This window comes from Streptomyces sp. Xyl84, assembly GCF_059731885.1.
Genome location: NZ_AP029182.1, coordinates 4,840,134 through 4,862,697 on the forward strand (window position 1 = coordinate 4,840,134; position 22,564 = coordinate 4,862,697).

Consider the following 22,564-nt stretch of genomic DNA (forward strand, 5'->3'; position numbering starts at 1 on the left):
ACCCCGTAGACGAGGGGAACACGAGGACGAGGCACCCACGATGAGCACCCGACTGATCCACCGCCCGGCCCGGACCACCCGGCCCCCGGCCGCCCCCGAGCCCCGCACCATAGAGGCGCCGCCCAACCTGCCCGAGGGCAAGGCCGGTTCCATCGCCACCTCACTGCTGCCCGTGGCCGGCGTCATGTCGTCCGTCGTGATGATGACGGTCGTGCGCAACAGCCAGTTCGCCGGCCTCGGCGCGATCATCCTCGTCGTCACCCTGGCCGGATCCCTGACGCTGGTCTTCTCCCAGCGCGGCAAGGCCCAGCGCACCCGCCGCACCCAGCGCGAGGCCTACCTCGCCTACCTGGAGGACCTGCGCGAGGAACTCTCCAAGGAGGAACGCGAGCGGCGCGAGCGCGCCCAGGTGCTCAACCCCCCGCCGGACGCCCTCTACGACATCGTGCGCGACCCCGCCCGGCTGTGGGAGCGGCGCCGGACGGACGGGGACTTCCTGCGGGTGCGGGTCGGCACCGGCGAGATGCCCGTACGGGACCTGAAGGTGGCCCAGCAGGGCTCCTCCGTGCTCACCCCGCCCGACCAGTTCATGCTGAACGAGGCGTCCGCGCTGATGTCCCGTTTCAGCACCGGCACCGAACTGCCGCTCACCGTCCCGCTCGACCGGGTCGGCAACATCAGTGTCATCGGCCGCCGCGAGGACACCCTCCGCGTCGCCCGCGCCCTGATGGTGCAGACCGCCGCCACCCACGCCCCCGACGACGTCGCCATGGCCCTGGCCGCCCCCGGCGACCGGATCGGCGACTGGGAATGGGCCAAGTGGCTGCCGCACCTGCTCGACACCGAGCAGTTCGACGGCCCCGTCGCCGCCCGCCGCATCGCCCCCTCCCTGCCCCAGCTCGCCCGGCAGGCCGGCGCCGAACTGCGCCGCCGCGCCTCCTACGCCGCCGAGGTGCGGCGCGGCCTGTCCGGCCCCGACGCCCTCGCCATGACCTCCCGGCTCCTCGTCGTCGCCGACGGACACGGCGCCGACGCCGTGGAACTGCCGCGCCCCGACGACGCGGTGGGCCTGCGCGAGATGAGCGTCACCGTGCTCCACCTGCTCGACGAACGCGTCCAGGAACCCGGCAGCGTCGGCGTGCGCATCACCGTCGAGGAGGACCGCGTCCTCATCGAGGACCTGCGCGAGGCCGAACCGGTCAGCGCGCACGGCACCGTCGACGAGGTCGGCGTGCCCTTCGCCGAGGGCCTGGCCCGCATGCTCGCCCCGCTCAGGCTGTCCGCCGAGTCCATGGTCGACGCCCCGCTGACCGGGCCCGTCGACTTCGCCGACCTCCTCGGCATCGACGACGTCGCCCGCCTCGACCTGGACCGGCTGTGGGCGCCGCGCGGTGAACGCGCCTTCCTGCGCGTCCCGATCGGCGTCAGCGACGCCCACGAACCGGTCCTGCTCGACCTGAAGGAGTCCTCCGAACTGGGCATGGGCCCGCACGGCCTGTGCGTGGGCGCCACCGGCTCCGGCAAGTCCGAGCTGCTGCGCACGCTCGTCCTCGCCCTGGTCGCCACCCACCCGCCGGAGGACCTCGCCCTCGTCCTCGTCGACTACAAGGGCGGCGCCACCTTCGCCCCGTTCGCCGACCTCCCGCACGTCGCCGGCGTCATCACCAACCTGGAGAACCAGGCCGGCCTCGTCGAACGCGTCCACGCCTCCCTCGCCGGCGAGGTCAAGCGCCGCCAGCAGGTCCTCAAGGACGCCGGCAACGTCGCCGACATCGGCCACTACGCCGCCCTGCGCGCCGAGAAGCGCCCCGACCTCGAACCGCTGCCGCACCTGTTCGTCGTCATCGACGAGTTCGGCGAACTCCTCACCGCCAAACCGGACTTCATCGACCTGTTCCTGTCCATCGGCCGCATCGGCCGCTCCATCGGCGTGCACCTGCTGCTGTCCAGCCAGCGCATCGAGGGCGGCAAGCTCAAGGGCCTGGACACCTACCTGTCCTACCGGCTCGGCCTGCGCACCTTCTCCGCCGACGAGTCCCGCACGGTCCTGGACACCACCGACGCCTTCCACCTGCCCCCGCTGCCCGGCTTCGGCTACCTCAAGGTCGACACCAGCCACTACGAGCGGTTCAAGGCCAGCTACGTCTCCGGCGCCTACCGCGGCCCCGTGCAGCGCGAGACCGAGGACACCGGGCCGCTCGCCCTGGAGTACGAGGCGTACAACACCCTCGGCCAGGACGAGTCCGCGGGAGCCGAGGAACCGCAGATGCGGCGCCGCGAGACCGGCCCCACCGAGATGGGCGTCCTCGTCCAGCAGATCGAGAACGCGGGCGCCCGCACCGTACGCCGCATCTGGCTGCCCCCGCTGCCCGACGCCGTCGCCCTCGACAAGGTCGCCGGGCCCGTCGAGGTCGGCGCGCGCGGCATGCAGCTCGCCAGGCGGCGCGGCCCGCTCCAGGTGCCGCTGGGCGTCCTGGACGACCCGACCAAGCAGTGGCAGGGCCAGTGGTACCTGGACCTCACCGTCGCGGGCGGCCACGCCGCCGTCATCGGCGGCCCCCAGTCCGGCAAGACCACCCTGCTGCGCACCCTCGCCCTGTCCCTGGCACTCACCCACACCCCCCAGGAGGTCGGCGTCTACGGCCTCGACCTGGTCGGCGGCGGCCTCCAGGCCCTGTCCGGGCTGCCGCACGTCGGCGGCGTCGCCGGCCGCGCCGACCGCGAGCGCGCCGCCCGCACCATCGACTCGGTGCGCGGCATGCTCGACCAGCGCGAGGAACTGTTCCGCATCCACAACATCGACTCCCTGGAGCAGTTGCGCACGCTGCGCGCCGCGGGCCGGCTGCCCGAACTGGCGTCCACGGAGATCGTGCTGCTCATCGACGGCTTCGGCGCGCTGCGCGACGACTTCGAGGAACTGGACGACGCGGTCGTCGACATCCTCAAGCGCGGCAGCGGCTACGGCATCCACGTCGTCGCGGGCATGCTGCGCTGGAACGACGTGCGCATCGCCACCCAGTCCCAGTTCGGCACCCGCGTCGAACTGCGGCTGAACGACCCCAGCGAGTCCAGCATCGACCGCAAGCTCGCCGAGACCCTCTCCCCGGAGGAGAAGGGCCGCGTCCTCACCGACCGCAAACTCTTCGCCCAGGTCGCGCTGCCCCGCACCGACGGCCTCGGCGACACCGCCGAACTCGGCACCGTCCTGGAACGCACGGCCCGTACCGTCCGCGCCACCTGGACCGGCGACGTCGCCCAGCCGGTGCGCGTCCTCCCGCACCTGCTGGAACCGGGACTGCTCCCCGGCCCGGCCGCCGAGCCCCGCCGCGTCCCCGTCGGCCTGGACCAGACGAAACTCGCGCCCGTCCTGCTCGACCTGTTCGAGCACGACCAGCACCTGATGATCATGGGCGACAGCGAGTGCGGCAAGACCAACCTGCTCAAGGTGATCGCCGAGGGCCTGATCGAACGCCACGGCGACGACGAGCTGGTCTTCGGCGTCTTCGACCCCCGCCGCGGCCTGCGCGGCGCCGTCCCGGAGGAGTACCGCGGCGGCTACGCCTACAACGCCAAACTGGCCGGCGCGCTGGCCACCGGCATCGCGGGCGAACTGGAGAAACGGCTGCCCGACGAGAGCGCCGACCCCGCCGACCTGGAACCCGGCAGCTGGGGCTCCGGCCCGCGCATCGTCATCCTCGTCGACGACTACGACGTCCTGACCACCGCAGGACAGCAGCCCCTCGCCCCCTTCGTCCCGTACATCCCCTCCGCCGTCGACATCGGCCTGCACTTCGTCCTCACCCGCCGGGTCGCGGGCGCCTCCCGCGGCCTGTACGAGCCGCTGCTCCAGGGCCTGCGCGAGTCCGGCTCCGCGGCGCTCGTGATGTCCGGCGACCGGGGCGAGGGCCAGCTCTTCCCCGGCGTCTACGCCAGCCAGCAGCCGCCCGGCCGCGGCGTGCTGGTCCGCCGGGGCGAGCCGAACCGGCTGATCCAGACCGTCTACGCCGGGAACAGGTGAAAGAAGTCATGACCAAGGACGTCGTCGCCCTGACCAAGAAGATGCCCGACCCGCTGAGCGTGATCGCGGGCCTGCTCTCCGGCGGCCCCGACAAACTGGTCGGCGCCGAGGACGGCGGGGCCGTGGTGCGGCTCTGCGACGAACAGGGCAGGCCCCTCGTCTCCGTGGAGGCGCCGCTGCTCGTCCAGGTCAGGGGAGAGGCGCAGCGGCTGCTCGGCGCGAGCGAGCCCGAGGTGCCGTACTGGTGGACCGAGGCCCGCGCCACCACCGGCGTCAAGGAGGGCGAGGACCTCGCCGGGACCTTCGCGGCCCGGCTCGCCGCCCTCGTCGGCGGCACCGCCTGGCCCCCCGAGGCCGCGCGGTCGCTGGCCGTGGTGAAGACCGACGGGGTGAGCGTGGCCCCCGTGCCCGCCGCCGCCCAGCCCGCCGTGGACGTCCTCACCGACAAGGTCGCCGTCGTCATCCAGGACCGGCCCGTGGTCGCCATGACCGCCTGGCTCGCCGACGCGTTCCGGGCGGCCGCCGACGCCCGTCTCGGCCTGCAGATCGTCACCCCCGCCGGCACCCGCCTGTCCCCGGCGGTCCGCACCGCCCTGCCCGGCTGGCCCTCGCGCTGGGTCGTCCAGGACGAGCAGGACGGCTACTACGACGGCTTGTCCGGCGCCGTCCTGGAGTGGAACAACGGCCTGTTCGTCACCGTCGAGTCACCGCAGGCCACCCCCGACGACCCGCGCACCCCGGTCGCCGCCTCCTTCACCCGGGACGTCGCCGACACCGGCGAACGCCAGCTCGCCATCTCCTACCGGGCCGTCCACCCCGCCGACGACCGCCTCGTCCTCGGCGGCGCCCTGGAGGCCGTGTGGCGCGAGATCACCGGCGAACCGCCGGCCGGCTGGGGCACCGAGGAGCCCGCCAACCTGCCCTGGTCCCTGCGCCAGTTCACCGACGTCGCCCACGAACGGGCGCCCGAGCCGACCTGGTTCGTGGTCGTCGGCACCCCGGAGCGCCCCGGCCTCGCCACCGTCCGCGTCTCGCGCACCACCGGCGGCGTCGAGGAGGACGTCACCCTGGCGTTCGGCTACGGCCCCGGCCAGGAGGTACCGGCACAGGCGGTGCCGCGCGCGGCGGAGATCCTCGCCACCCGGCACGACCTGCAGTCCATGCTGGTGCAGATCCGCCGGGCGCGCCGCGACCTGTCGGTGCCGCCGCGCTTCGAGGGCCCGGGCGTCCCGTACGCCTTCGTCCTCGGCGCCGAGGAGGTACGCGCCATGCCCGGCGACCGCGCCCGCAACACCCCGCTCGACGGCCGCCCGCGCGAACTGGGCCCGAAGACCCGCCCGGCGCTGTACTACGACTTCCCGGGCGACCCGTCCGACCTGTCGGGCTGGCAGCACTTCGAGCGGCTGATGCGGCACCTGAAGGGCGAGCCGCCCGTCTGACCGGGCTCCGGACGGCCCCGACCGGACGCCGTGCGGCCCCGGCCGTCCGGCGTGGACGTGCGGCCTCAGCCGCCGGCCGGGGGCGAACGGAGAGGGGCGGCCGGGTTCGCGAGGCGGCATACGCCCGGCGCCGCGGAGGAGGGCGGCGGCCCGCCGGGGCGTGCGCCCGCTCAGCGCGCCGGCGCGGTCGGCGGCCGGGCGCCGCTCCAGGCGGCCCCGGTCCCGGCACCCGCGCCGGCCAAGGCCTCCTGCCCCGCCCCGCCGGCCTGCCCGCTGCCCTTCCCACCAGCGTGGCTGACGTCCTTCCCACCGGCGTGGACGCCGTCCGGGCGCGCGGCCTCCCGCCGGAAGGCCCACTCCATCCTCGGCTCCACGGCGAACCGGAAGACCCCGCGCACGGGCCGGGTGCACAGCAGGGTGGCGCAGGCCGATGCGAGCACGGTGACGAGGAGCGCGCCGAGCGGGCTGTGCAGCCAGGGCGTCTCGAACCAGCCCGCGTACAGCACGCCCTTGACCACGAAGCCGTGCAGCAGATAGCCGTACAGCGTGCCCGTGCCGAGCGCCGTGCACCACATCCGGCGCCCCGGCACCAGGGCGAGGAAACACCCGGTCAGCAGCACCGCCCCCGCGAACGTCACCAGCACCATGACCGGCCCCGCCCACCAGGGGGCGCCCAGGTCCTGAGCGGCGCCGTTGCGGTAGAGCCAGCCGGTGTTCACGCTCGGCGCGGTCCACCAGCCGAGGACCGGCGCCGCCGCGAACACGGCGGCCGCCGGCAGCCGCACCGAACGGCGGCGCACCAGCCGGAAGTGCTCCGGCTTCAGGCACAGCCCCAGCACGAAGCAGGGCAGGAACTGCAGGACGCGCGGCAGGTCCAGCGTGCCGCCCATGGCCGGGGACACCGAGCCCAGCATCGCGATCCCGAGCGCCACCGGCAAGGGGTGGCGCACCAGCTTCCACACGGGGGCCGTCAGCCGCCAGATGAACAGGGCGCACAGGAACCAGGTCAGGTACCAGGGCGAGAGAAGGCTGACGGACAGGTCACCGGAACCGCCGACGATGACACGGAAGAGTGAATACGCCGTCTCGAACAGGACGTACGGCACGACGACACCGGTGATCAGCCGCTTGACCCGGCTCGGCCGCAGATCGAAATCACGGGAGAAGAAACCGGAGATGATGACGAACGCCGGCATGTGGAAGAGGTACACGACGTTGTACGCGCCTTCCAGGAACCGGTTGCCGCTCATCACGGGGGCCCAGGAATGACCCCACGCCACCAGCACGATCGCGAGGTACTTCGCATTGTCGAAGAAGGGATCGCGCTGTTTTCCGGACCGGCCCGCGCCGCTGCGGGGTCTGTCCGGGACCGGCACTTCCGGGACCGGTGCCTGGGCTGGGGGGAGAGGTGTTCTGTTCTGGCCGGGGGAGGAGGCAGCGTGGAACATCTGAGGCACCTTAGCGTCGTCCGTGCGGTTTTCGCGGAACCTCCGACGGCGATCCCGGCTGTGCGCGGCGGCTGCCCAGAATTCTGCGAGGAATACGTGGCCGGGGGGTGGCGCGCGCCACACCGGCCGCACGGACCGGAACCCTCAATGTCCGGATTGGTCATGACCAGTTGACCGGAGCGGACGGACGGCGGCCGCCCGGCGACGGGAATTCGAATTACCGGCGAACGGCCTGTGCAGACATCGAAACGAAATCACCGAATTCCCCGGCGGGTCGCCGGAGCCCGCCGGCCCGCCACCGCACCGGCCCACCACCGCGACTCCGTGCGCCGCAACGCCCGGTGGGGCCTGGCGGGGGCCTGGTGGACGGGGCACGCCACCGCTGCGGTGCGCGGGCCGCGTGTCACGGACCTGACCGATGATGCGTCAGGCGCGGCATAGGCGGGCCGTGTTGGTGGCACGATGGTTCCAGCGGGGGCGTGGGGTGGGAGCCCCGGGCCGGGAGAGCGGACCGACCGAAGGTGTGATCAGTTGTGGCCATTTCACTGTCAGTGGTGCTGCTGTTGGCGATCATCCTGGTGGTGTTGCTCCGAGGGGGCTCCATCAAGGCGGGACCGGCCATCGTCGCCGTCCTCTTCGGCTTCTTCCTCGCCTCCACCGGCATGGCCCCGTCGATCAACCGCTTCATGAACTCGATAGCGGACACGATCAACTCGATCAACTTCTGAGGCGGACGGGACTGCGGCCCGACCCGGCCCGGGGCAGGCTCGGCCCGCCTCGCCCCCGCGAACACCAAGGGGCCAGGCCCGGGAATCACTCCCCGGACCTGGCCCCTGGCCACATGGAGCGGGCGACGGGAATCGAACCCGCGTAGCCAGTTTGGAAGACTGGGGCTCTACCATTGAGCTACGCCCGCACACAACGCGCGCCGCTGATCGACCGACCGCGGCACACAGGCATCGTAGCGGGTCCGGCCCCCTCCCCGCACACCCCTTCCGGGCCCGGCGCCCGCAGCGACCGCCCGCACCGCGCCCGCGCGCCCGCACAGGTCCGGACCCGCCACCCCCTCCCGACGGCCGCAAGCCCTCCCGCCCCGTAGCGGCTCCCTGCCCGTCCACAGCTCGGGCACGGCGCGATCTCACGGGCTCGGTCCACACCCAGCCCGGTCCGGCCGCACGGGCCCGGTCCGGCGCAGTGGCGTATCCCGGCGGGGCCTGCGGCGGCAGGGGCGGAGCCCCGCTGGGGCTTTCAGAGGGCGAAGCCCTGGTGGGGAGCAGGGGGAATCCCTGGTGGGGTTGCGGGGGGAAGCCTGCTGGGGGTGCAGGGGGCGAAGCCCCCGCGTGGGGTCCGGGGCGGAGCCCCGGGAGGGTGCCTTGCTCCTTACCGATCCGGGTGGGCGGGTGGGAAACGGGGTCGGGGCGGAGCCCCGGTACGGCACCTCGTCCCACCGAGCCGCACCGCCCCGCAAGGAACCACCCCCGCACCCCCCGGGAGGGAATTACGCGGCCGCACAGCCTGCGGCCATGTACCCTACGTGTCGCACCAGACGGGGTGTGGCGCAGCTTGGTAGCGCGTCCGCTTTGGGAGCGGAAGGCCGTGGGTTCAAATCCCGCCACCCCGACCATCCGCCGGCCACGGGCCGGCGCCACCGCACGCGGCCCGCAGGGCCGGGCGCCCCGGCCGACCCGCAGGCGGCCCCGCCCCGGACGGCCCAGGCGTCCCTACGGCCACCGACGGCCCAGGCGTCTCCCACGGTCAGGCGCCCGGAAGGTCAGGCGCCCCGGCCGGCCCAGGCGCCCCCTACGGCCAGACGCCCGGAGGGCCAGGCGCTCCCGGACCGCCCGCCGGCAGGCGCCCCAGTACGACCGCCGCCACCTCCGGCCCCGCCGACCACGCCGGACTCCCCCCAACCCCCACGGACACGCCGTGCACACAGCGGATTCCCGTGATTCCCGTGATCGCCTTTTGGGGCGCTGACCGGCTGCGGTTACTATGCAGACTGCGCGCCCGTGTGTCCGGCCTCCTGGCCTACGAACTCCTCCGGGCGGCTAATCCGCCGGACAACCCTCTGGCTCCGGCGAAATCCAAGAAGTCAGCCACAAGGAGACCGAACCGTGAAGAGCGCCGTGGAGACCCTGAACCCGACTCGGGTTCGGCTCACTGTCGAGGTGCCCTTCGAGGAGCTCAAGGACAGCCTCGACGCGGCGTACAAGAAGATCAACCAGCAGGTCACGGTGAAGGGCTTCCGCAAGGGCAAGATCCCGGCCCGGGTCATCGACCAGCGGTTCGGCCGCGGTGCGGTTCTGGAGGAGGCCGTCAACGACGCGCTTCCGAAGTTCTACACCGACGCGGTCAACGAGGCCGAGCTGAACCCGCTGGGCCAGCCCGAGGTCGACATCACCGAGCTGAAGGACGGCGAGACGCTGAACTTCACCGCCGAGGTCGACGTCCGCCCGACCGTCGAGATCCCGGACTACTCCGGCATCGAGGTCGAGGTCGACGCCATCGAGGTGACCGAAGAGGACGTCGACAAGGCGGTCGAGCAGCTGCGCGAGCGCTTCGCCTCGACCAGCCCGGTCGAGCGCGCCGCCGAGGACGGCGACGTCGTCACCATCGACCTGGAGGCCAAGGTCGACGGCGAGGTGCTGGAGGACGGCATCGCCAACGGCGTCTCCTACACCATCGGCTCCGGTGAGCTGCTGGACGGCATCGACGACGCCGTGAAGGGCGTGGAGGCCGGTGGCGAGGCCACCTTCACCTCCGAGCTGAAGGGCGGCTCGGCGGCCGGCAAGGAGGCCGAGGTCACCGTCAAGGTCACCCAGGTCGCCGCCCGCGAACTGCCCGAGCTGGACGACGACTTCGCGCAGCTCGCCTCCGAGTTCGACACCCTCGAGGAGCTGCGCGCGGACAGCCGCAAGCGCCTGGAGAACATGAAGCAGTACGACCAGGCCACGCAGGCCCAGGAGCGCGTCCTGGACAAGCTGCTCGAGCTGGTCGAGGTCCCCGTCCCCGAGAAGCTGCTCGAGGACGAGATCAACACCCGCAAGCACAACCTCGAGCACCACCAGCTCGGTCAGATGGGCCTGACCCTCGACAAGTACCTGGAGATCCAGGGCAAGACCGCCGAGGAGTTCGAGACCGAGACCCGCGACGCCGCGGTCAAGGGCATCAAGACGCAGTTCGTCCTGGACGAGCTGGTCAACAAGGAGAAGCTCAACGTGAGCCAGGAGGAGCTGACCGAGCACCTCATGCGGCGCGCGGCCTCCTCCGGCATGTCCCCCGACCAGTTCGCGCAGGCGGTCGTCCAGAACAACCAGGTTCCGCTGCTGGTCGGCGAGGTCGCCCGCGGCAAGGCCCTGGCCGTCGTGGTCGAGGCCGCGACCGTGAAGGACACCAACGGCGAGATCGTCGACCTGGAGGACGAGGAGGACGAGGCCGCCGAGGGCGAGACCGCCGAGGCCGCCTCCACCGAGGGTGACGGCGAGGGCGAGGAGAAGGCCGAGGCCTGATCCGGCACGGCGTCCGCGACGTACGTACGATGGGCCCTGGGGCATGTTCCCCAGGGCCCGTCGTCACACCTGGCCACCCCGCCCCGAGGGCCCCGGCGCTACGCCCCCGGCGAACACTCCCCTTCGCGGGATTCCCCGAAGGGGCCCGCGCGTTAGGGTCCATGAATACGAGGGCAGGGGAGTCCCCGGAACCGGCCGGACGGCCCCACGCCCCGGCAGAACACGTGAGACGGCCCGGCGCCGTCGTAAGACGAGCAGGTGGATACGTGACGAATCTGATGCCCTCCGCCGCCGGCGAGCCCTCCATCGGTGGTGGCCTCGGCGACCAGGTCTACAACCGGCTGCTCGGCGAGCGGATCATCTTCCTCGGGCAGCCCGTGGACGACGACATCGCGAACAAGATCACCGCACAGCTGCTGCTCCTTGCCGCCGACCCGGACAAGGACATCTTCCTGTACATCAACAGCCCCGGCGGTTCCATCACGGCCGGTATGGCGATCTACGACACCATGCAGTACATCAAGAACGACGTGGTGACCATCGCCATGGGCCTGGCGGCCTCGATGGGCCAGTTCCTGCTGAGCGCGGGCACGCCCGGCAAGCGCTTCGCGCTGCCCAACGCCGAGATCCTGATCCACCAGCCCTCCGCGGGCCTGGCCGGTTCGGCCTCCGACATCAAGATCCACGCCGAGCGGCTGCTGCACACCAAGAAGCGCATGGCCGAGCTGACCGCCCACCACACGGGCCAGTCGGTGGAGCAGATCACCCGCGACTCGGACCGCGACCGCTGGTTCGACGCCCACGAGGCCAAGGAGTACGGCCTCATCGACGACGTCATCACCCACGCCGCCGGCATGCCGGGCGGCGGCGGCACCGGGGCCTGAGCCGACTCAGCCCGTCCAGCCCCCGGCCGACCGCCCAGCCCCTTTCCAGGAGACATCGTGAACGACTTCCCCGGCAGCGGCATCTACGACCGTACGCGTGCCGAGTACACCGGCCCCACGGCCGAGTCCCGCTACGTCATTCCGCGCTTCGTGGAGCGCACCTCCCAGGGTGTCCGCGAGTACGACCCGTACGCGAAGCTCTTCGAGGAGCGCGTGATCTTCCTCGGCGTCCAGATCGACGACGCCTCCGCCAACGACGTCATGGCGCAGCTGCTGTGCCTGGAGTCGATGGACCCCGACCGTGACATCTCGGTCTACATCAACAGCCCCGGCGGTTCCTTCACCGCGCTGACGGCCATCTACGACACGATGCAGTTCGTCAAGCCCGACATCCAGACGGTCTGCATGGGCCAGGCGGCCTCCGCCGCCGCGATCCTGCTCGCGGCAGGTACGCCGGGCAAGCGCATGGCCCTGCCGAACGCGCGCGTGCTGATCCACCAGCCCTACAGCGAGACCGGCCGCGGTCAGGTCTCCGACCTGGAGATCGCCGCCAACGAGATCCTGCGGATGCGCTCGCAGCTGGAGGAGATGCTGGCCAAGCACTCCACCACGCCGATCGAGAAGATCCGCGAGGACATCGAGCGCGACAAGATCCTCACGGCCGAGGAGGCCCTGTCCTACGGGCTCGTCGACCAGATCATTTCCACCCGCAAGATGAACAACGCCGCCGTCCGCTGACGCGGACACCGCACCCGCCCGTCGCCCCTTGGCGCGGTCACGTCGAAGTGAACCGTGCCAAGGGGGGCCCGAACGGGGGGCCCGGCAAGGTACCGTCGACATAAGGCAGCACCAGGAGCCGCTGGACTCAACGCGTCCAGGCGTCTCCCAGGCGAAGGGGAAGCACACCGTGGCACGCATCGGTGACGGCGGCGATCTGCTCAAGTGCTCGTTCTGCGGCAAGAGCCAGAAGCAGGTCAAGAAGCTCATCGCAGGGCCCGGTGTGTACATCTGCGACGAGTGCATCGATCTCTGCAACGAGATCATCGAGGAGGAACTCGCGGAGACCAGCGAGGTGCGCTGGGAGGAGCTTCCCAAGCCCCGCGAGATCTACGAGTTCCTGGACGGCTACGTGGTGGGCCAGGAGGCCGCCAAGAAGGCCCTGTCCGTCGCGGTGTACAACCACTACAAGCGGGTCCAGGCCGGCGAGAACGGCGGCGGCCAGGGCCGCGAGGACGCCATCGAGCTGGCCAAGTCCAACATCCTCCTGCTCGGCCCGACCGGGTCCGGCAAGACCCTGCTGGCCCAGACCCTGGCCCGCATGCTGAACGTGCCGTTCGCCATCGCCGACGCCACGGCGCTGACCGAGGCGGGGTACGTGGGCGAGGACGTCGAGAACATCCTCCTGAAGCTGATCCAGGCGGCCGACTACGACGTCAAGAAGGCCGAGACCGGGATCATCTACATCGACGAGATCGACAAGGTCGCCCGTAAGAGCGAAAACCCGTCGATCACCCGGGACGTGAGCGGCGAGGGCGTCCAGCAGGCCCTCCTGAAGATCCTCGAGGGCACCACCGCCTCGGTCCCGCCGCAGGGCGGCCGCAAGCACCCGCACCAGGAGTTCATCCAGATCGACACGACGAACGTCCTGTTCATCGTGGGCGGTGCCTTCGCCGGCCTGGAGAAGATCATCGAGGGCCGCGCGGGTGCCAAGGGCATCGGCTTCGGCGCGACGATCCGCTCCAAGCGGGAGCTGGAGGCCAAGGACCAGTTCGAGGACGTCATGCCCGAGGACCTGGTCAAGTTCGGCATGATCCCCGAGTTCATCGGCCGCCTCCCCGTCATCACCTCGGTCCACAACCTGGACCGCGAGGCCCTGCTGAAGATCCTGGTCGAGCCGCGCAACGCCCTGGTGAAGCAGTACCAGCGCCTGTTCGAACTCGACGGTGTCGAGCTGGACTTCGAGCGCGAGGCGCTGGAGGCCATCGCCGACCAGGCGATCCTGCGCCAGACCGGCGCGCGCGGCCTGCGCGCCATCATGGAGGAGGTCCTCCAGGGCGTGATGTACGAGGTCCCGTCCCGCAAGGACGTCGCCCGCGTCGTCATCACCGCCGACGTGGTCCTCTCCAACGTCAACCCGACCCTGATCCCCCGCGACGCCCGCGGCCGGGGAGCGGGGGAGCAGAAGACGGCGTAGCCGCCCGCACGCACAGGGAAGGAGCCCCGGTCGCTCGACCGGGGCTCCTTCCCTGTGCGGTGCCGGTGTCAGAGCTTGACCCGGACCTCCTTGCGGAGCTTGGCGGTGGTGTCGGCGGCTGCCGACGGTTCGGTGCTCTTGCCCGACAGCATGTCGGCCATGTCCATCGGGATGACGAAGCCGAGGGTGCTGTGGTCGCCCCAGATGCAGACCGTCATGTTCACGGCCTTCGGCTCACCGGTGCTCGCCTCGGAGTTCGTGAACTTCGCCTGCTGGCACTTGAGGACCGCGCCGTCGAGCGCGTCGGGCGTGTACGCCTTGGGCTCGCCGATCAGGGTGACGTCCTGGTCCTCGCCGCCCTTCTTGGTCTGGTCCTTCATGTGGGCGAACATCGCGTCGACCGTCTTGGCCGGATCGTCGATGGTCCCGTAGACGCCGCTGAACTGGAGCTGCTTCATGGCCAGCGGGGCGTTCTTGTCCCCGGACTGGTAGGCCGCGCTGACGTCCTTGGGGTTGTGCACGCCCCACTTCTCGGCGTCCTTCATGTCGTCCTTCGACATGGTGCCGCTCTCGCCGTCGGACTTCTTGTAAGCACCCAGCACCGTCGCCGGCGTCACCAGCTTGTGCGGGCCGTCGTCCGCGACGGAGCTGCCGCCACCGCCGCCGATCACCATGTACGCCCCCACCGCGATCGCCGCCACGACCGCGACCGTGCCGATGATCAGCGCCGTCTTCCTGGCCCGGCCGCCGCCGCTGTCGGAGGCCGGCGGCTGGGGCATGCTGCCGTACGGGGGCTGCTGGCCGTACGGGGGCTGGGGCTGCTGGCCGTAGGGGGCCTGCCCCGGGACGCCCTGCGGGGCCTGCTGGCCGTAGGGCCCGGGCTGCGGCTGCGGGGGCTGCTGGCCGTACGGGCCGGGCTGCGGCTGCTGCGGGTAGCCGTAGCCCGGCTGCGGCTGCGGCTGGGGCGGCGGGGCCTGCTGGGGGTAGCCGTAGCCGGGCTGCGCGGGCGGCGCCTGCGGCGGCTGCTGGCCGTAGGGGCCCGGCTGTCCGTACGGCCCGGGCTGCTGGGGCTGCCCGCCGTACGGGCCCGGCTGGTTGTAGCTCATTACTGGGTTCCCCTCCAGATACTTATGCGTACCTGACATCCTGGCGCAGGCCCGCCGGGCGCAGGCCATCGGGGTGCGCACCGTTACAGAAGAATGCGGTTCGGGACAGCGCCGTGACGCCTCTAAACTGACCCCGTGACCGAGAACGCTCAGCAGCAGCCACCAGCGCCCGACACCGAACTGCCGACCCAGTACGCGCCGGCCGACGTAGAGGGGCCGCTGTACGAGCGCTGGGTGGAGCGGGGTTACTTCGAGGCGGACGAGAAGAGCGACAAGCCGCCGTTCACCGTCGTCATCCCGCCGCCGAACGTCACGGGCAGCCTGCACCTGGGCCACGCCTTCGAGCACACGCTCATCGACGCCCTCACCCGCCGCAAGCGCATGCAGGGCTTCGAGACGCTGTGGCAGCCGGGCATGGACCACGCCGGCATCGCCACGCAGAACGTCGTCGAGCGCGAGCTGGCCAAGGAGGGCAAGTCCCGCCACGACCTGGGCCGCGAGGCGTTCGTCGAGCGGGTCTGGCAGTGGAAGGGCGAGTCCGGCGGGCAGATCTCCGGCCAGATGCGCCGCCTGGGCGACGGCGTCGCCTGGTCGCGCGAGCGCTTCACCATGGACGAGGGCCTGTCCCAGGCCGTCCAGACCATCTTCAAGCGGCTCTACGACGACGAGCTGATCTACCGCGCCGAGCGCATCATCAACTGGTGTCCGCGCTGCCTGACGGCGATCTCCGACATCGAGGTCGAGTACCAGGACGACGACGGCGAGCTGGTCTCGATGAAGTACGGCGAGGGGGACGACACCATCGTCGTCGCCACCACCCGCGCCGAGACGATGCTCGGTGACACGGCCGTCGCCGTCCACCCCGACGACGAGCGCTACAAGCACCTGGTCGGCAAGCTCGTCAAGCTGCCGCTGACCGGCCGCTCCATCCCCGTCGTCGCCGACGAGCACGTCGACCCGGAGTTCGGCACCGGCGCCGTCAAGGTCACCCCGGCCCACGACCCGAACGACTTCGAGATCGGCCGCCGCCACGACCTGCCCGCCATCACGGTCCTCGACGAGCACGCCGTCATCACCGCGCACGGCCCCTTCCAGGGACTGGACCGCTTCGAGGCTCGCTCGGCCATCGTCGCCGCCCTGCGCGCCGACGGCCGGATCGTCGCCGAGAAGCGCCCCTACGTCCACTCCGTGGGCCACTGCTCGCGCTGCAAGACCACCGTCGAGCCGCGCCTGTCCATGCAGTGGTGGGTCAAGGTCGGCCCGCTCGCCGAGGCCGCCGGTGACGCGGTCCGCGAGGGCAAGGTCAAGATCCACCCGCAGGAGATGGAGAAGCGGTACTTCGACTGGGTCGACAACCTCCACGACTGGTGCATCTCGCGCCAGCTGTGGTGGGGCCACCGCATCCCGGTCTGGTACGGCCCGGACGGCGAGGTCGTCTGCGTCGGCCCCGACGACGAGGCCCCGACCGGCGAGGGCTGGCACCAGGACACCGACGTCCTGGACACCTGGTTCTCCTCCGGCCTGTGGCCCTTCTCCACGCTCGGCTGGCCCGAGCAGACCGAGTCGCTCGCGAAGTTCTACCCGAACTCCGTCCTGGTCACCGGCTACGACATCCTCTTCTTCTGGGTCGCCCGGATGATGATGTTCGGCCTGTACGCGATGGACGGCACCCCGCCGTTCCACACCATCGCCCTGCACGGCATGGTCCGCGACCAGTTCGGCAAGAAGATGTCGAAGTCCTTCGGCAACGCGGTCAACCCGCTGGACTGGATGGACAAGTACGGCTCCGACGCGCTGCGCTTCACCCTCGCGCGCGGTGCCAACCCCGGCGTCGACGTGCCGATCGGCGAGGACTGGGTCCAGGGCTCGCGCAACTTCGCCAACAAGATCTGGAACGCGACCCGCTTCGCGCTGATGAACGGCGCGACGGTGGACGGCCCGCTGCCGGACCCGGCGGCGATGTCCGCCACGGACCGCTGGATCCTCTCCCGCCTCAACTCCGTCGTCGCCGAAGTCGACGCGTTCTACGAGGACTTCCAGTTCGCCAAGCTGTCCGACGCGCTGTTCCACTTCGCGTGGGACGAGGTCTTCGACTGGTACGTCGAGCTGTCCAAGACCACCTTCCAGGCGGGCGGCGAGTCCGCCGAGGTCAGCAAGCGGGTCCTCGGTGAGGTCCTGGACGTCACGCTGCGCCTGCTGCACCCGGTCGTCCCGTTCGTCACGGAGACGCTGTGGACCACCCTCACCGGCGGTGAGTCGGTCGTCGTCGCCCAGTGGCCGGCCGACAGCGGCTTCCGGGACGCGGACGCCGAGCGGGAGATCGGGACGCTCCAGTCGGTCATCACCGAGGTCCGCCGCTTCCGCGCCGACCAGGGCCTCCAGCCCGGCCAGCGCGTCCCGGCCCGGCTGACCCTGGACGGCACGGCGCTCGCCCCGCACGAGGCCGCCATCCGCCAGCTCCTGCGGCTCCAGCCGCAGGGCGAGGCGTTCACGGCCACGGCCACCCTGCCGGTCGCCGGGGCGGAGGTCGCGCTGGACCTGTCCGGCACGATCGACGTGGCCGCCGAGCGCAAGCGGCTCGCCAAGGACCTGGCGGCGGCCGAGAAGGAGAAGGCCCAGGCGAACGGCAAGCTCGGCAACGAGGCGTTCCTCGCGAAGGCGCCCGACCACGTGGTCGACAAGATCCGTACGCGGCTGGCCAAGGCCGAGGAGGACATCGCCCGCATCACCGCCCAGCTGGAGCGGCTGCCGCAGGCGTGACGTCCGTACACCGCTGAGGGCCCCGGGACCGAGAAGGCTCCGGGGCCTTCAGCGCTCCCCGGCGCGCGGGGGCCGCGCCACCGACCACCACGCGCCCGCCGCGCGCACCGGGACCGGCCACCCCCGCACCGGCACCGCTCCCCGCCCCGCTGCCCCGTACCGGCGTCGGCTCGGGCCGCCACCCCGCGCACCGGCGTCGGCTCAGGCCGCCACCCCCGCACCGGCGCCGCGTCCGGCCCGCCCGCTCCGTACACTGGGGCCCGTGAGCGACCTCCCCCCGTACGACGACAGCGAGCAGCCCGATCCCGTGGACTCCTTCGACGAGATCATCGAGGCCGAGACGACCCGCGACCCCGATCTCGCGGTGATCGAGGCCGGCAGCCGCACCCTGCGCACCCAGGGCGGGCCGCCGAGCACCGACGTGCCCGCGCGGCCCGAGGACCCGGAGGTCGACAAGGCGCTGCGCGAGGTCGAGGCGGAGCTGGCGAGCCGCTGGGGCGAGACCAAGCTGGAGCCGTCGGTCAGCAGGATCGCCGCGCTGATGGACGTCCTGGGCGAGCCGCAGCGGTCGTACCCCTCGATCCACATCACCGGGACCAACGGCAAGACCTCCACCGCCCGCATGATCGAGGCGCTGCTCGGCGCCTTCGAGCTGCGCACCGGCCGGTACACCTCCCCGCACGTGCAGTCGGTCACCGAGCGGATCAGCCTGGACGGCGCGCCGGTCTCCGCCGAGCGGTTCATCGAGACGTACCAGGACGTCAAGCCGTACGTGGAGATGGTCGACGCCGCGCAGGAGTACCGGCTCTCCTTCTTCGAGGTGCTGACCGGCATGGCGTACGCGGCCTTCGCGGACGCGCCGGTGGACGTCGCCGTCGTCGAGGTGGGCATGGGCGGCAGCTGGGACGCCACGAACGTCATCGACGGTGACGTCGCGGTGATCACCCCGATCGGTCTCGACCACACCGACCGGCTCGGCGGCACCACGGGCGAGATCGCCGGGGAGAAGGCCGGGATCATCAAGCAGGACGCCACCGTGATCATGGCGCAGCAGCCGGTGGACGCGGCGCAGGTGCTGCTGAAGAAGTCCGTGGAGGTCAACGCCACGGTGGCCCGTGAGGGGCTGGAGTTCGGTGTCGTGGCGCGGCAGGTGGCCGTGGGCGGGCAGCTGATGACGCTGCGCGGTCTGGGCGGGGAGTACCCGGAGGTGTACCTGCCGCTGCACGGTGCGCACCAGGCGCACAACGCGGCCGTGGCGCTGGCCGCCGTGGAGGCGTTCTTCGGGGTGGGCGCGCAGCGCGCGGAGCCGCTGGACGCGGAGACGGTCCGCAAGGCGTTCGCGTCGGTCAGCTCGCCGGGCCGGATGGAGGTCGTGCGGCGGTCGCCGACGGTGGTGCTGGACGCCGCGCACAATCCGGCGGGCGCGCAGGTCACGGCTGAGGCGGTGCGGGAGGCGTTCGACTTCAGCCGGCTGATCGGTGTGGTCGGGGCGAGCGGCGACAAGAACGTGCGCGGTCTGCTGGAGGCGTTCGAGCCGATCTTCGCGGAGGTCGTGGTCACGCAGAACTCCAGCCACCGCGCGATGGACGCCGACGAGCTGGCCGCGATCGCCGTGGAGGTGTTCGGCGAGGAGCGGGTCCAGGTGGAGCCGCGGCTGCCGGACGCGCTGGAGGCGGCGATCACGCTGGCCGAGGAGGAGGGCGAGTTCTCCGGCGGCGGGGTGCTCGTCACCGGTTCCGTCATCACCGTCGGTGAGGCCCGACTGCTCCTCGGGAGGGGCTGACTTTCCGTGCGTACGCTGTGTTCCTCGACTCTGATCGGTGAGTTCTTCGTCATCGGCTTCGCCGCGCTGGTCGCGATGAAGGACCCGGACCTGTCCATGTCGGCCGTGTGGACGGTCAGCGGCATCGCGATGGTGCTGTGCGTGCTGCTGTGCGGGATGCTGAACCGGCCCGGCGGGGTGGCGCTCGGCTGGGCACTGCAGATCGCGCTGATCGCGTCCGGGTTCGTCGTGCCGGTGATGTACTTCCTGGGCGCGGTGTTCGCCGGACTGTGGTGGGCGTCGGTGCACTTCGGCCGGAAGATCGACGCGGCGAAGGCGAGATTCGCCGCCCAGGCCGCCGAGGCCGAGGGCGCCGGGCAGGCTGGGGCCGCGCCGGCCGCCGGGGCCGGTTCCGCCTCGGCTGACGCTGTGTGACGGAGACCTTGTAGGGTCGTGCCACCGCACATCTGTACAGCAGAAGGAGTCCATCGTGACCCAGCGCACCCTCGTCCTCCTCAAGCCCGACGCGGTCCGTCGTGGCCTGACCGGCGAGATCATCAGCCGTATCGAGCGCAAGGCCGGCTGGCAGATCACCGCGCTGGAGCTGCGCACCCTGGACCAGGACACGCTGGAGCAGCACTACGGCGAGCACAAGGGCAAGCCGTTCTACGAGCCGCTGGTGGCGTTCATGGCCTCCGGTCCGGTCGTGGCCATGATCGTCGAGGGTGAGCGGGTCATCGAGGGCGTGCGTGCCCTGGCCGGTCCGACCGACCCGATCGCCGCCGCGCCCGGCTCGATCCGCGGTGACTACGGCGTGATCGTGCGGGAGAACCTGATCCACGCCTCGGACTCGGAGGAGTCCGCCGAGCGCGAGGTGAAGATCTTCTTCCCCGGCCGTGGCTGAGCCGGGGGCGCCGGCCCGGGGGAGACCCCGGCACCGGCCCCCGCTCACCCTTTCTGACGTACCGTCAGTTCATCCGACCGCCTGACCTGGGCGGCCGTCCGCATCCGGCCGCCCCACGGCATACCCGGTGCCGATCGGGGGAACGCGTGCCCCCGATGGGCCGTCTCCACAAGCGAGGCGGTACGCCATCTGCTGACAATGGCGAAGACCCTCGCGCAGTGTTCGTGCAGGCGCGTTTACGATGGAAGCCTTCACGTCACAGCACCCACCTCGCCGTACCTGAAATGCCCTCAAAAGCTCCCAGGGAAGGCCAGACGAATCCTGATGGGGAACTCAATGTCGTTCATCGGCCGTGACATGGCTGTCGACCTCGGGACCGCCAACACGCTGGTGTACGTCAGGGGTCGCGGGATCGTACTCAACGAGCCGTCCGTCGTCGCGATCAACACGAACACCGGTGGCATCCTCGCGGTCGGCGCCGAGGCGAAGAAGATGATCGGGCGCACGCCCGGCAACATCGTCGCCGTGCGCCCGCTCAAGGACGGCGTCATCGCGGACTTCGAGATCACCGAGCGCATGCTCCGGTACTTCATCCTGAAGATCCACAAGCGGCGGTATCTGGCTCGTCCGCGGGTCGTGGTCTGCGTGCCCTCCGGCATCACCGGCGTCGAGCGCCGCGCGGTCATCGAGGCCTCCTCGCAGGCCGGCGCCCGCCAGGTGCACATCATCGAGGAGCCCATGGCCGCGGCCATCGGCTCCGGCCTGCCGGTCCACGAGGCCACGGGCAACATGGTGGTGGACATCGGCGGCGGCACCACGGAGGTCGCGGTCATCTCGCTCGGCGGCATCGTCACCGCCCAGTCCATCCGCGTCGCGGGCGACGAACTGGACAACGCGATCATCCAGCACGTCAAGAAGGAGTACAGCCTCCTGCTGGGCGAGCGCACGGCCGAGCAGATCAAGATCACGATCGGTTCCGCGTACGAACTCGACGCCGACGAGCACACCGAGATCCGCGGCCGGGACCTCGTCTCCGGCCTGCCCAAGACCGTCGTCATCTCGGCCGCCGAGGTCCGCAAGGCGATCGAGGAACCGGTCAACGCGATCGTCGACGCCGTCAAGACGACCCTCGACAAGTGCCCGCCGGAGCTGTCCGGCGACATCATGGACCGGGGCATCGTGCTGACCGGCGGCGGCGCGCTGCTGCGCGGCCTGGACGAGCGGCTGCGCCGGGAGACCGGCATGCCGATCCACATCGCCGAGGACCCGCTGGACAGCGTGGCGCTCGGCTCCGGCAAGTGCGTCGAGGAGTTCGAGGCGCTGCAGCAGGTCCTGGACGCCCAGCCGCGCCGATGACGCAACTTTTCGATTCCGCCGTACGAGATGATCTCCTCTCGTACGGCGGATCGTTGATATAGAGGCATAAGCTCCCACAAACGGGCCCCTCGGGTGCGCGCTTCGCCACCGGCGTTCTCCACGGGGTCACCCGAATTCCTACGAGGAAGGGCACGGCCGCCGCACGTGAGGGACACGAAAGAGAGCCGGCTGCTCCTGGTGCTGCTGATCGCCGTAGCGTTCGCGCTGATCACGGTGGACATCCGCGGCGGGGAGAACTCCCCGGTGGACGGCGCCCGGCGCGCCGCCGCCACCGTCTTCGGCCCGATCGAGAACGGCGTGTCGGGGGCGGTGGACCCGGTCGGCAACGCGGTCTCCGCGGTCCGCGACTCCGGCGACCGCCACGACCGGCTCGCCGCGCTGGAGAAGGAGAACGCGGCGCTCAAGGCCAAGCTCGGCAGCGACGACCGCACCCGCAGCCGCCTGGGCCAGCTGGACAAGATGCTGAAGCTGGCCGGCCAGGGCCAGTACGGCATCAAGGGCGCCCAGGTCATCGCCATAGGAGCCGCGCAGGGCTTCTCCTGGACCATCACCATCGACGCAGGCTCGAACGACGGCATCCGCCGCGATATGACCGTCCTCAACGGCGACGGACTCGTCGGCCGCGTCACCACCGTCGGTCCCGACTCGGCGACCGTCCTGCTCGCCAACGACCCCGACTTCACCGTCGGCACCCGCATGGAGGGCAGCGACGAACTCGGCTTCGCCTCCGGCCAGGGCGACCGCCCGATGCGCGTCCAGCTCCTCAACGGCAAGGCGGAGGTGAAGAAGGGCGACCGGCTCATCACCTTCGGCTCGCAGTCCGACAAGCCGTTCGTGCCCGGCGTCCCGGTCGGTGTGGTCTCCCGCGTCGACCCCTCCGGCGGCGACCTGACCCGCACCGTCTACGTCACCCCGTACGTCGGCTTCAGCAAGCTCGACGTCGTCGGCGTCGTCGTCCAGGCCCCGAAGAAGGACCCGCGCGACACGGTCCTGCCGCCCAAGCCCAAGCCGACCCCGACGCCCACCGTCACCGTGACCGTCACCCCCTCCGCCGACGCGAACACCGCCGGCCGCTCCGGGGACGGCACCACGGGCCTGCCCGACGCCGGCGGCACCGGCGGGCCCGACGCGCAGTCCACCGACGGCCAGCAGCAGTAGGAGCG

General features: G+C 71.4%; 15 protein-coding genes and 2 tRNA genes. 14 read left to right on the plus strand and 3 right to left on the minus strand.

Features of this window, described 5'->3' with window-relative positions; translation table 11 throughout:
- The first annotated feature begins 40 nt into the window (after positions 1-40).
- Complete coding sequence (eccCa, locus tag AC6I72_RS21015; RefSeq protein ID WP_498002662.1) at positions 41-4,018, plus strand: type VII secretion protein EccCa; 3,978 nt, start codon at positions 41-43, stop codon at positions 4,016-4,018.
- 8 nt (positions 4,019-4,026) lie between these two features.
- Positions 4,027-5,457, plus strand: a complete 1,431-nt coding sequence (locus tag AC6I72_RS21020; RefSeq protein ID WP_498002663.1) for a DUF6177 family protein — start codon at positions 4,027-4,029, stop codon at positions 5,455-5,457.
- 170 nt (positions 5,458-5,627) lie between these two features.
- Here the strand turns inward: AC6I72_RS21020 and AC6I72_RS21025 are convergent, their stop codons facing one another.
- Entirely contained in the window at positions 5,628-6,905 is a 1,278-nt protein-coding gene (locus AC6I72_RS21025; RefSeq protein ID WP_498002664.1) for an acyltransferase family protein, read from the minus strand.
- A 533-nt stretch (positions 6,906-7,438) separates the two neighbouring features.
- Here AC6I72_RS21025 and AC6I72_RS21030 point away from each other — a divergent pair.
- On the plus strand, positions 7,439-7,633 hold the full coding sequence (locus AC6I72_RS21030) for a hypothetical protein (protein WP_037854478.1): 195 nt from the start codon (positions 7,439-7,441) through the stop codon (positions 7,631-7,633).
- 114 nt (positions 7,634-7,747) lie between these two features.
- Here AC6I72_RS21030 and AC6I72_RS21035 read toward each other — a convergent pair.
- Positions 7,748-7,821: transfer RNA gene (locus tag AC6I72_RS21035), tRNA-Gly, on the minus strand.
- A gap of 631 nt (positions 7,822-8,452) precedes the next feature.
- Here AC6I72_RS21035 and AC6I72_RS21040 point away from each other — a divergent pair.
- From AC6I72_RS21040 to clpX, 5 genes are all read left to right on the plus strand, one after another.
- Positions 8,453-8,529 (plus strand) — tRNA-Pro (locus tag AC6I72_RS21040).
- Positions 8,530-9,019: 490 nt separating this feature from the next.
- The gene (gene tig, locus AC6I72_RS21045; RefSeq protein ID WP_498002665.1) at positions 9,020-10,414 is read left to right on the plus strand and encodes a trigger factor; all 1,395 of its coding nucleotides are present in this window, start codon (positions 9,020-9,022) and stop codon (positions 10,412-10,414) included.
- Positions 10,415-10,692: 278 nt separating this feature from the next.
- On the plus strand, positions 10,693-11,298 hold the full coding sequence (locus AC6I72_RS21050) for an ATP-dependent Clp protease proteolytic subunit (RefSeq protein ID WP_051812654.1): 606 nt from the start codon (positions 10,693-10,695) through the stop codon (positions 11,296-11,298).
- A gap of 57 nt (positions 11,299-11,355) precedes the next feature.
- Entirely contained in the window at positions 11,356-12,036 is a 681-nt protein-coding gene (locus AC6I72_RS21055) for an ATP-dependent Clp protease proteolytic subunit (RefSeq protein ID WP_498002666.1), read from the plus strand.
- Positions 12,037-12,205: 169 nt separating this feature from the next.
- Positions 12,206-13,492 carry an ATP-dependent Clp protease ATP-binding subunit ClpX gene (clpX, locus tag AC6I72_RS21060; RefSeq protein WP_037854474.1) on the plus strand — a complete coding sequence of 429 codons (1,287 nt, stop codon included), beginning with the start codon at positions 12,206-12,208 and terminating at the stop codon, positions 13,490-13,492.
- 68 nt (positions 13,493-13,560) lie between these two features.
- On the opposite strand, the gene AC6I72_RS21065 is transcribed toward clpX, so the two are convergent.
- Entirely contained in the window at positions 13,561-14,598 is a 1,038-nt protein-coding gene (locus AC6I72_RS21065; RefSeq protein ID WP_498002667.1) for a hypothetical protein, read from the minus strand.
- Between the two features lie 135 nt (positions 14,599-14,733).
- Here AC6I72_RS21065 and AC6I72_RS21070 point away from each other — a divergent pair, with 135 nt between their 5' ends.
- The 6 genes from AC6I72_RS21070 to mreC all read left to right on the plus strand — a co-directional run bounded on the left by AC6I72_RS21070 (position 14,734) and on the right by mreC (position 22,559).
- Positions 14,734-17,358, plus strand: coding sequence for a valine--tRNA ligase (locus AC6I72_RS21070; RefSeq protein ID WP_498002668.1), 2,625 nt, complete (start codon positions 14,734-14,736; stop codon positions 17,356-17,358).
- Positions 17,359-17,620: 262 nt separating this feature from the next.
- On the plus strand, positions 17,621-19,141 hold the full coding sequence (gene folC, locus AC6I72_RS21075; RefSeq protein WP_498002669.1) for a bifunctional tetrahydrofolate synthase/dihydrofolate synthase: 1,521 nt from the start codon (positions 17,621-17,623) through the stop codon (positions 19,139-19,141).
- 6 nt (positions 19,142-19,147) lie between these two features.
- A complete protein-coding gene (locus AC6I72_RS21080; RefSeq protein ID WP_498002670.1) occupies positions 19,148-19,555 on the plus strand; it encodes a DUF4233 domain-containing protein in 408 nt (135 codons plus the stop codon).
- A 55-nt stretch (positions 19,556-19,610) separates the two neighbouring features.
- The gene (gene ndk, locus AC6I72_RS21085; protein ID WP_037854465.1) at positions 19,611-20,024 is read left to right on the plus strand and encodes a nucleoside-diphosphate kinase; all 414 of its coding nucleotides are present in this window, start codon (positions 19,611-19,613) and stop codon (positions 20,022-20,024) included.
- Positions 20,025-20,360: 336 nt separating this feature from the next.
- Positions 20,361-21,380, plus strand: a complete 1,020-nt coding sequence (locus AC6I72_RS21090) for a rod shape-determining protein (RefSeq protein ID WP_037854464.1) — start codon at positions 20,361-20,363, stop codon at positions 21,378-21,380.
- Between the two features lie 165 nt (positions 21,381-21,545).
- Positions 21,546-22,559, plus strand: coding sequence for a rod shape-determining protein MreC (gene mreC / locus AC6I72_RS21095; RefSeq protein WP_498002671.1), 1,014 nt, complete (start codon positions 21,546-21,548; stop codon positions 22,557-22,559).
- The last annotated feature ends 5 nt before the right edge of the window (positions 22,560-22,564 follow it).